Origin of the sequence: Microcystis sp. M090S1 (genome assembly GCF_020246295.1) — a bacterium.
Lineage (GTDB): Bacteria > Cyanobacteriota > Cyanobacteriia > Cyanobacteriales > Microcystaceae > Microcystis > Microcystis aeruginosa.
This window is the reverse complement of record NZ_JADBTF010000494.1, coordinates 1-6,843: the sequence shown is the minus strand read 5'-3', so window position 1 is coordinate 6,843 and position 6,843 is coordinate 1. Positions and strand designations below refer to the sequence as shown.

Genomic DNA, 6,843 nt, shown 5'->3' with positions numbered 1-6,843 from the left:
GAATTTACCGATAGCTTTTCCTTCCTTAATCCACCGTCTGGCCCGACTGGGTTTGGTGGGCATCAACGGTTTTCCGTCTTTTGAGATAACAGGAACTCTTGCCATGGAGATAATCCTTAAGAGTAAAGTTAAATTCCCTTTCCGCAACACAATCAAGATGTCTTGTCTAACAACGCTTTACCAATAAAGCTGAGAGGGAATCCGAACTAGGGAAGCATTCGGAAGTCTGTGCCAGATTGTGTCTCGGTGCGGTAGTCTCTACTTGCGTCGCCTAAATTGGTTTAGGCAAGCCCCGTCCCTTTTAGGGCGGGGTTAGTGACTAGTCTGTTTAAAAGTTCTCGCTGGGGATTCCCAGAAGGATTTTGCCGAGAGGCACTCTGACAAACTGCAATTTCTAATTAACTCTCGCTCAACCTCCCGCTAAACCCTATGTCAAATCGTTCTGCTTGTCAACCCCTTTCGAGAATCGACTCTAGAAATATTACCTCAATATGGCATCGGTAAACTTATCCCTGTTAAAGAATAGATCTCCTGCAAAAATCAAAAATCTGCCGTTAGGCGAGGAGACGTTCGATAGTATAATCGGAGACAGGAAAAGAAAAAAGACAATAGACAACTATAATATCCACAAAACCGAAGATTATGGCAATTTTACCTATTTTTTTAGATATTTTGACCCGATAGCACCTCGATAACTTACTTTTGCAGCAGGTCTAATAAAATTTTCCCAAGCTCTCAGACGAGGTTTCCCCCCGCATCTCTTCCCTAAGACAGAGGCTGTCAAAGAATAAAATTTTCTCAAGCTCTCAGATGATACTAAATTCGGTTATTAAAGACTGATTATCTATTGCCCCTTTTGCCTCTTGCCTCTTGCCTGTCCTGATATGTATCCTATACTCAAAGGATTTAGTATGAGTCCTGAATGGTTAGCCTATAGTAAAGACAGCCCCCTGAGTTGATAACAAAACCCATGCAGAAATTGGTGGAAGTTTTAGCTGATAAACAAGCTCTGATCGCAAAATCTCTGGCGCTGGTTCTGGAAAAAATCACAACCAGCCTCGACCAACAGGACTATTTTACCATCGCTCTGTCCGGCGGTAGTACCCCGAAACCTCTCTACGAGGCTTTATCCTCTCAACCCCTCGACTGGTCAAAAATTCACGTTTTCTGGGGAGATGAGCGCTACGTTAGTCCCGATCATCCTGACAGTAATCAACGCATGGCCCGGTTAGCATGGCTCGATCGCATAGCGATCCCGGCCGCTAATATTCATCCTATGCCCACGGATGACCCCGATCCCCAGCTGGCCGCCCAAAAATACGATGATCATCTCCGCCAATGGTTTGGGGTCAATTCGCCCGATTTTCCCGTTTTTGACCTGATTTTATTGGGAATGGGCGATGATGGTCACACCGCCTCTCTCTTTCCCCACACGGCAGCTTTAACGGTGAGCGATCGCTGTATCACCGTCGGCGAGAAAGACGGCAATCCCCGCTTAACTTTTACCGTTCCCCTGATCAATCAGGCCCGTTGTGTGATCTTTCTCGCTGCTGGCGAAAGTAAACGCCCCGCTTTACATGAGATTTTCTCTGCCCATGGGGACTCTTTCTCCTATCCTTCCCGTCTCATCCACCCCTCGGCCGGGGAATTATACTGGTTACTCGATGCGGCCGCCGGTTCCTCTTTTGTCTAGAGAATAGGGGAATAGGGGAATGGGGAAATAGGGGAATAGGGGAATAGGGAAATAGGGGAATAGGGAAATGGGGAAATTCAACTAAAACCCCAACACCCCAAAACCCTAACACCCCCCGCAACGCGCACGCAGTGACCACCCCAACACCCTAACACCCCAACACCCCAACACCCTAAAACCTAACCCCTAATCTGCTTTTTTACTTTTTACTTTTTACTTTTTACTTAAAAATGATCGTTTGTCCCAATTGCGAACATACTAACCCCGATGAGGCCAGTCAATGCGAGGCCTGTTACACTCCCTTGCCGCGGATGTCTTCCTGTCCTAGTTGTGGGGCAACCATCCAAACTGATGCCACCTTTTGCGGTCAGTGTGGCTACAATTTACAGCCTAATTCCGTTCCCATGGTGGCAGCCCAACCCGAATCGGAACCTGAACCCGTCCCACCAGTCCCTACACCCACCGTCGCCTCGATCGCACCTCCTCCTGTTGCCCCTCCACCGGTTCGGGCTGCCACCCGCTTACAGACGGAAATAGCTAGTTTGCAGCACCTGCAAACCGATAGCAAAATTGAATTACCTCTACATCTATCGGTAATTCATATCGGCAAACCTAACGATCGCATTCCCCCCGATATCGATGTTTCCGGTTTTCCCGATTCTGATATCGTCTCCCGGGTTCATGCCGATATCCGCGTCGAAGCGGGCATCTATTACCTCGAAGACAGCGGCAGCGCTAACGGAACCTACGTTAATCACACTCCCCTACCCCCCGGCAATCGTCATCGTCTCCGGGCTGGCGATCGCATTTCTCTCGGTAAAGGGGACAAAATGACTTTTATTTTCCAAATGTCCTAAAAGGGGACAGGTGTTAGGTGTTAGGGGTTAGGGTTTTAGGGTTTTAGGGTTTTAGGGTTTTAGGGTTTTAGTTGAATTCCCCCACTTCCCCACTTCCCCACTTCCCCACTTCCCCATTCCCCTATTCCCCCATTTCCCCACTTCCCCACTTCCCCATTTCCCCACTGAAAATTATGCGTACAAATTGGCGAATCGGCTCTTTATTGGGCATTCCTCTCTATATTGATTCCTCGTGGTTTTTGATTCTGGCTTTTGTCACCTTGATCAATGCCACTGATGCAGAAATTCAGTCTCTGGCCGCCCAGAGTTCTGTTTTAGCGTGGTTACTTGGTTTAATCATGGCTTTATTGCTGTTTATCTCGGTTTTACTCCACGAATTAGGTCATAGTTTAATGGCTCGTTGCCAAGGCATCGAGGTCAATTCCATTACCCTGTTTCTCTTTGGAGGTATGGCCTCGATCGATCGAGAATCTCGGACTCCTCCAGAGGCCCTGCAAGTAGCGATCGCTGGACCCGCCGTTAGTTTTCTCCTGTTTTGTCTCTTATCCCTAGCCAGTCACTTACCCTATTTAAACGCCAATTTAACTTATATATGCGGGCATTTAGCGATAATTAACCTGTTTTTGGCTCTATTTAATCTTATCCCCGGTTTACCCCTCGATGGGGGTCAAATTTTAAAAGCAATGGTCTGGCAAGCGACTGGCGATCGCTGGAAGGGTTTACATTGGGCTGCGATCAGTGGTCAATTCATCGGTTGGTTGGGGATTATTTTGGGGATTTTCTTGGTTCTCTTGACGGCAGATGTGGGGGGTGCCTGGTTAGGATTAATAGGCTGGTTTATCCTCAGAAATGCCAGCGCCTACGATAATTTAACTAATTTACAGGAAAGTCTCCTCAATTTCACAGCGGGAGAGGTGATGAGCAGACATTTGCGGGTTTTAAACGCCCATCAAACCCTAGAGGAATTCGCCCAAGAATACGTTTTAGACCGAGCGGCTGCCAATACTGCTTATTTTGCCGCTTCCGAGGGGCGTTATCGGGGATTAATTCGGGTGGAAGATTTACAGGCGATCGAGCGGAGTTTCTGGTCAGAAAAACAACTGCTTGATATTGCCCATCCCCTCGCGGAAATTCCCACTGTTGAGGAAAAAACCCCCTTAGTGACGGTGGTGCAGAAATTGGAAACCATCCCGGACCGAATGATCACGGTGTTAACACCAGCCTCCGCCGTAGCGGGAGTGATCGATCGCAGCGATATCCTCAAGGCAATTGCGATTAAATACCAACTTCCCCTAGAGGAAACGGATATTGAACGCGCTCGCGAGGGAGTTTACCCCAGTTATTTGCCCTTAAATGTTATTGCTGCCGCTCTCGACAAGAGTGAACCGCCAAAAATCGGCGAACCGTCCTTAATGTCCTGACGTAGAGAGGATGGACGATAATAATCTTGAATATGGCTAATCCGAAAATTTCCTCGCTGGTTAACCTGCCACAATTTCCCCGTTTCCACATCTAAACAACTTAACCAGCCTTGGCCGTAGGCCCAAGTATCAATACAAATGGCATGGCCGAGATTAACCGGTTTACCGCTTTTTTGGCTGGTATGACCGCAAATCATGGTTTTTCCTGAACTATGGGCGGCGGGATATTGAAATTTCTCCCAAAAGAGTTTGTATTCTGGTTGTCTGGCTAGGGGTAGATGGGGATCGAGACTAGCGTGAACAAATAAATGATTTGCAGTTTCGTAGCTATTTATACAGACTTTTCCTAAAAAATCCCAGTGAGATTCAGGAATTTTAATCAGGTGGCCTTCGCTATAGGATTTGAGGGTGGCTTTACCGCCTTTTTCTAACCAGAGACGCTGTTTGAGGGGGTTATTACGGGCTTGCAGCATGATAATCTCGTGATTACCTTTGAGGGGAATCAAATTTCCCTGTTTATGTAGGGAAATCAGGCGATCGATCACCCCTTTCGAGTCTCTGCCCTTATTAACGTAATCACCGAGGGTGATTAAAGTATCTTGCGGTTTGGGGTTGACGATCTCTAGCAAGTGATCTAGAGCTTTCGAGCAACCATGAATATCGCCGATCGCTAAGGTTCGCATGAGGATTTGGTAGGGGATTAGGGCATAGGTACGGGTAAAAGTATTAAAGAAATCTGTTCACGACAAACAGCGATTATCGGTGATCTTGCTTAGGGTAACAAAAAGGCTTACAGTAAAATGTACCATAAATTATCAAATCTACTAAATTAATTAAGCTGTGCCGAAAGTTGTTATTGCAGGTAACTGGAAAATGCACAAAACCCAGAGAGAAGCTTTGGAGTTTTTGCAAGATTTTAAATCCCATCTAGATGAAACCCCCGACGACCGAGAAGTAGTTCTTTGCGCCCCTTTCACAGCTTTAGCTGTCCTCTCTAAAACCCTCCACGGTGGTCGTATTCGCTTGGGGGCGCAAAATGTCCACTGGGAAAAATCGGGGGCTTATACGGGCGAAATCTCGGCGGATATGTTAACCGAAATTGGGGTTCACTATGTGGTTATCGGTCACAGTGAACGCCGGCAATATTTCGGCGAAACCGATGAAACCGTCAATTTAAGGGTTATATCTGCCCAAAAACAAGGTTTAATCCCAATTATCTGCGTGGGAGAAAGTAAAGCCCAAAGAGATGCCGGAGAAACGGAAAAGGTAATTATCAAGCAAATTCAAGGGGGTTTAGTCAATGTTGACCAAAAAAACCTCGTTATCGCCTACGAACCCATCTGGGCGATTGGCACGGGAGAAACCTGCGAAAGCGAGGAAGCCAACCGCGTTATCGGTTTGATTCGGCAACAATTAGATAATCCCGAAGTAACCATTCAGTACGGTGGTTCGGTAAAACCCGATAATATCGATGAAATTATGGCTCAATCGCAGATAAACGGGGCTTTAGTCGGTGGGGCAAGTCTAGACCCCGCCGTCTTCGCTAGGATTGTTAATTATCGTTAATTGATTTCTGCTGCCATGACGCGATTTTCCAAAACCCCGATGCCTTCTATTTCCACCCGAACCTTATCCCCCACCTGCATCGGTCCGATTCCTTCGGGAGTTCCCGTTAAAATCACATCCCCCGGCAGCAGGGTCATCACTTGAGAGATATAAGCCACCAAGACATCGGGGGGAAAAACCATATCACTGAGATAACTGCTTTGTTTGGGTTCGCTGCCATCATTGAGAAAAGTGGTTAATTGCGCCCCGATACTCAATTCCCGGACAATCCAGGGGCCGAGGGGACAAAAACTGTCAAATCCTTTCGCCCGCGTCCATTGGCTATCTTTTTTCTGTAAATCCCTAGCGGTGACATCGTTAGCAATGGTATAACCCCAGATTTTACTTCTGGCCTGGGCTGTGGTGCAGTTTTTGGCGGTTTCTCCGATAATTAATGCCAATTCTCCCTCATAATCCACTCTTTGGGATTGGGGCGGATAAAAAATAGTTTCACCATCGGCGATAATTGTCGTCGGTGGCTTGAGAAATAAAAGCGGTTCTTCCGGTACAGGTGTTCCCATCTCGGCGGCGTGGGCGCGGTAATTTTTGCCCACGGCAATAATTTTCGACGGGAAACAGGGGGCTAATAGTTGGTAGCTATCAGATTCTAATTCTAGTTTGGTTAGTTGCCCTCCTTGCCAGGGAGGGGCATCAAAGACGGCAACGCTACGGTTTAGCTGTAACAGTCCGTAGAAGATTTGTCCTTGACGATGTTTCACTCGTACATAGCGTTGCGCCATATTTTTCTGGGAATGACTAGCGATCGACTCTCGGATAGTAGTATGATCATATATCCTTGCTTCTTTATTAAAAGCTAGAGAGTTATTAAAATCAATTAACTCCTGGCCTTGACAAAGAAGCCTTCTAGTCCATAAGGATTCTGACATGAGCAATAACTACGAAACTCTTTACATTCTCCGTCCCGATTTAGGGGAAGAAGTCGTTCAGCAACAAGTGGAACGTTATCGGACTCTGATTACCGAACACAGCGCTACAGACATTGAAGTTAAGGTGTGGGGTAAAAAACGTCTGGCCTATCCCATCAAAAAACTCAATGATGGTGTCTATGTGCAGATGAATTATCAGGCAACCGGCAAACAAGTCGCCCCCATGGAACGGGCCATGCGTTTAAGTGATGAGGTTATTCGTTATTTAACCCTAAAACTCGATCGCGTGGTGGCCCCCCCTGCGGATTTATCTCCCTTAACGGAAATTCCCCCCTCTCCTATCACCGAAGCGGTGGTGGAAGATGACGGTATCTCCGCTG

Annotated in this window: 8 protein-coding genes; 5 read left to right on the top strand and 3 right to left on the bottom strand. The window is 47.0% G+C overall.

Going from position 1 to position 6,843, the window contains the following annotated elements; genetic code table 11:
* A partial coding sequence (locus IM477_RS21755) for an RRXRR domain-containing protein (protein WP_287733428.1) occupies window positions 1-105 on the bottom strand: 105 nt, incomplete at its 3' end.
* 865 nt (window positions 106-970) lie between these two features.
* On the opposite strand from IM477_RS21755, the gene pgl reads away from it, so the two are divergent.
* The 3 genes from pgl (at window position 971) to IM477_RS21740 (ending at window position 3,971) form a co-directional block, all read left to right on the top strand.
* On the top strand, window positions 971-1,693 hold the full coding sequence (gene pgl, locus IM477_RS21750; protein WP_287733426.1) for a 6-phosphogluconolactonase: 723 nt from the start codon (window positions 971-973) through the stop codon (window positions 1,691-1,693).
* A 230-nt stretch (window positions 1,694-1,923) separates the two neighbouring features.
* Window positions 1,924-2,550 carry a double zinc ribbon and FHA domain-containing protein gene (locus IM477_RS21745; protein ID WP_149986907.1) on the top strand — a complete coding sequence of 209 codons (627 nt, stop codon included), beginning with the start codon at window positions 1,924-1,926 and terminating at the stop codon, window positions 2,548-2,550.
* A 173-nt stretch (window positions 2,551-2,723) separates the two neighbouring features.
* Window positions 2,724-3,971 (top strand): site-2 protease family protein, encoded by a 1,248-nt coding sequence (locus IM477_RS21740; protein ID WP_287733425.1) that lies wholly within the window; start codon window positions 2,724-2,726, stop codon window positions 3,969-3,971.
* Here the strand turns inward: IM477_RS21740 and IM477_RS21735 are convergent.
* Window positions 3,890-4,654 carry a metallophosphoesterase family protein gene (locus IM477_RS21735; protein ID WP_079205978.1) on the bottom strand — a complete coding sequence of 255 codons (765 nt, stop codon included), beginning with the start codon at window positions 4,652-4,654 and terminating at the stop codon, window positions 3,890-3,892. The two genes, IM477_RS21740 and IM477_RS21735, sit on opposite strands and share 82 nt — an antisense overlap.
* 157 nt (window positions 4,655-4,811) lie before the next feature.
* Between IM477_RS21735 and tpiA the strand changes: the two genes are divergently transcribed.
* Window positions 4,812-5,537, top strand: coding sequence for a triose-phosphate isomerase (gene tpiA, locus IM477_RS21730; protein WP_002760957.1), 726 nt, complete (start codon window positions 4,812-4,814; stop codon window positions 5,535-5,537).
* On the opposite strand, the gene IM477_RS21725 is transcribed toward tpiA, so the two are convergent.
* Window positions 5,534-6,316 carry a fumarylacetoacetate hydrolase family protein gene (locus IM477_RS21725; protein ID WP_287733427.1) on the bottom strand — a complete coding sequence of 261 codons (783 nt, stop codon included), beginning with the start codon at window positions 6,314-6,316 and terminating at the stop codon, window positions 5,534-5,536. The genes tpiA and IM477_RS21725 overlap by 4 nt on opposite strands.
* Window positions 6,317-6,461: 145 nt before the next feature.
* Here IM477_RS21725 and rpsF point away from each other — a divergent pair.
* On the top strand, window positions 6,462-6,843 hold a 382-nt coding region (rpsF, locus tag IM477_RS21720), incomplete at its 3' end, for a 30S ribosomal protein S6 (protein WP_287733424.1).